General features: G+C 37.1%; 4 protein-coding genes. 1 reads left to right on the forward strand and 3 read right to left on the reverse strand.

Translation table 11 applies throughout. From position 1 onward, the window contains the following. Positions 1-109: 109 nt before the first annotated feature. Together KKC46_12260 and KKC46_12265 are read right to left on the reverse strand one after the other, a co-directional pair. Positions 110-481, reverse strand: coding sequence for a hypothetical protein (locus KKC46_12260; protein ID MBU1054578.1), 372 nt, complete (start codon positions 479-481; stop codon positions 110-112). Between the two features lie 35 nt (positions 482-516). Then, positions 517-1,233 (reverse strand): PEP-CTERM sorting domain-containing protein, encoded by a 717-nt coding sequence (locus KKC46_12265; protein ID MBU1054579.1) that lies wholly within the window; start codon positions 1,231-1,233, stop codon positions 517-519. 257 nt (positions 1,234-1,490) lie between these two features. Between KKC46_12265 and KKC46_12270 the strand changes: the two genes are divergently transcribed. Continuing rightward, positions 1,491-1,826, forward strand: a complete 336-nt coding sequence (locus KKC46_12270) for a helix-turn-helix transcriptional regulator (GenBank protein ID MBU1054580.1) — start codon at positions 1,491-1,493, stop codon at positions 1,824-1,826. A 789-nt stretch (positions 1,827-2,615) separates the two neighbouring features. Here KKC46_12270 and KKC46_12275 read toward each other — a convergent pair. Next, on the reverse strand, positions 2,616-3,000 hold a 385-nt coding region (locus KKC46_12275; protein ID MBU1054581.1), incomplete at its 5' end, for a hypothetical protein.

Genomic DNA, 3,000 nt, shown 5'->3' on the forward strand with positions numbered 1-3,000 from the left:
CCTTTGCGGGTATTAAACACCAATGGAAAACCGGTCTTCTTTTCAGAACACATCGCTTTCTCTTGGTGTATCATATCTCTCCCTTCCACGCTTCAGTTTATCCCTTTGGTTAATTTGCGAAGCAATCTACGAGCTCCTTATAAGCTTTTAATGATTCTTTATAATCGGTTAATGCCTTTTTAAAATTTAAATAGTTTGCGTAATCAGCGAGTCTTTTTGCCTTTGCCATTCTACGGGTTACAATTTTGTCCTCAATTTTTCCCCCTATTACATACCCTGGGCATATAGCCAAAAATATGCCGAGCAAAAAAGGGATACCTGTATTCAGAAATAGAAAAAGGGAAATTATAATGTTTGCAATTATTGACAATAAGATGATTGACCCGTTTTTCCCCTGGTTTACTTTATCAAAGTAATTCATGCGCTCCAGCGTTAAACCAAACTGTTCAACAGCCGGTGGATTCGGTGGAATTGGTGTCATAATCTATTTTCTTGGACCTATGTATAAAGACTGTATTAATTTTTTAATTTCTTCCTATAACAAAAAAGTCCAGTAAGTCCGGTGCCAAAAAGGAACAGCGTGGCAGGTTCGGGAACGGGAGTAGCCTTGAGGCTTACATTATCAAAATTGGTTTGTACACCATTACTTATCAGCATTATTTGCAGAGATTTGCCTAAGTTTGGGTCGGTTAAAGAGGCAGTGTATGTTATTGATGACGGCATGAAGAGGCCAGCCGGATACAATGAGTTATTATCACTTGCGATAACATTTCCCCCAGCGAGTAACTCAATGCTATAACCGGGACATGCATTAGGGTTAGAACTATACCCAACGTATGCCGTTAATTCATAGGTAGTATTTGGAGATAGTGTCGCTGTTAAAGTCTGAAATATTGTTCCTCCGTTACTAAAGGCTACATTCATTCCATCGGGAATCCCTGAAGGGTAATATGAGTCTTCAAATTTTGCTGTTCCAGCGTTCCCAGTGAAATCCCAGCCAACTATAGAATCAATCCACTCTCTGCTTCCCGGTGGTACAAAATAAGGGGCGTAAACTTCAGTATATATATTTTGGTTTAGATTATCTATTGATATTGCTTTAGTGTAAGGATCATGGATTTCAAAAGATGAATTATTAATAGAAATGAAATCTGCAAATGCTGACCCTGTACCGGCTATTATGAACCAAAATAAAATTATTAAAACTCTTACGATGAATATCTTTATCTTCATATCTTCCCCCTTTTTGAACATTTAAGTTCTGACGGTGAAAATAGTTCGTATAACGTAACTACCTGTTTCTGAAAATATCCTGCAAGGTTTTGTGCTTTTTTAGGCTGAATAATAATTTATATGGGATATCCCTTTATTTGTAAAGAGTTAGCATCACTAAGACTAATAGTCAATCATTATTAATCACTTAGCCATGACTCATAGTCACTTCCAAGGCGATATTTCTTCGTATATTCTTACCTTAAAAGGGTAATACTATGACAACTATCAAGAAAAAATTTGGTGTACATCTCTCTCAATTACGCAATAAGGCAGGAATGACACAGGCAAAACTGGCAGAAAAAACAAATCTTAGTGTTGACCTGATAAGCCGAATAGAAAGAGGTGAACGCGCACCCTCCTTAGAAACTATTGAAAAGCTATCGAACGCTTTAAAAATAAAATCGTCAGAATTGCTTAATTTTGACGGGGAAGAAATTACAGTATTAACAGAAAGCCCTTTTGAGTCATTGGAATTGTGGAAACTGCTGAAAGGTAAACGGCCTAAGCAGATTAAGAAAATAACTGAAATTGCCAAGATCATATTAGAATAGCCCTTTCTATATCATTCTATCAGAATAAAAATAATCATACTTGAGCCTTGAGAGATGATAAGGCTATATTCATAAGAAGTTTCTAAACATATAGTAGAGTTTACAAGGAGCATGCTTTTTTATCCAGACGTGTAATGCACATATGACACCCTACTTATAGTATCTATACCCCGGCCTGTTTCGTTTCCGGGTCATACCGGGGCGGTCTGGGAAAGAATTCTTTTTTTCGATGATGGGTTATAGAAAAATGTTACACGGCATTCAAACTATAAACCAGACATTATGATTCAGATGAATAAAAAACCTTATAGTTTACATTTATTGCGCACATGATGAATGCTATGTATTTTTCAAAGTATATTAAGTCAAAATATGACAAAAAGGCAGGTGGTATTCAAAATATGGGGGTATATTTGGGGGTATATAGTAAATTATGTTATTGTATAGTATAAATAAATCAATATGATATAGATGCTATTTGATAGACGCCGCCGACCTAATCCAATACAATCCAAATAAGTGCAAAACCCGCTAGAAATAACGGGTTTTTTTGTTGCCACTTGTCTAAAGACGTGCTATAAAGTTTATCAAAATCCAGTAATATTTGGGGTAAGTTTTCCATTGTTACCCACACCATAAAAAGCAGTTACCCACAAAGGGAACAAAAATTCATGCCTAAAAAAATTGCACCGCTATCAGAAAATAAAATCAGCGGCGCTAAATCAATGGAGAAAGCTTACAAACTTTATGATGGTAACGGACTTTTCCTTACATAGGTCTCGTAATCAATCATGGCGCACCTCCATGACCTTTTTTAAAATATCTCCAACCTATGGGCGATCCGCTTGCCCGGTCTTTACCGATAGGTTCAAGGCAAAGTACCTGATAAAAAGGTTTTTGCCATGCGACAAGTCCTGTCCTGATAAGTTCCGATCTGGCTTGCTCTATAGTCCGGCCATCCATAGAAAGCTTTTCAATAATGGATTTGTCACCATAGTAACTCAATCCATTTTCATCGCTTGCGCATAACAAAAATAAATACAAGGCTGCCGAACCATGACAGAGCCGCTCAATATGTCTATCGCTGATCAATCTGTGGTCAATCCAGCTGAAGCTCTTAGGGACTTTGCGCAACCGGCTCGGTAAAATCACATGCTTTACAATCATAATTTTC

Source organism: Pseudomonadota bacterium (genome assembly GCA_018817425.1).
Taxonomy (GTDB): domain Bacteria; phylum Desulfobacterota; class Desulfobacteria; order Desulfobacterales; family RPRI01; genus RPRI01.

Coding starts and splice junctions, on each gene's coding strand:
- KKC46_12260 (MBU1054578.1), bottom strand. CDS start 481: ATGACACCAATTCCACCGAATCCACCGGCTGTTGAACAGTTTGGTTTA.
- KKC46_12265 (MBU1054579.1), bottom strand. CDS start 1,233: ATGAAGATAAAGATATTCATCGTAAGAGTTTTAATAATTTTATTTTGG.
- KKC46_12270 (MBU1054580.1), top strand. CDS start 1,491: ATGACAACTATCAAGAAAAAATTTGGTGTACATCTCTCTCAATTACGC.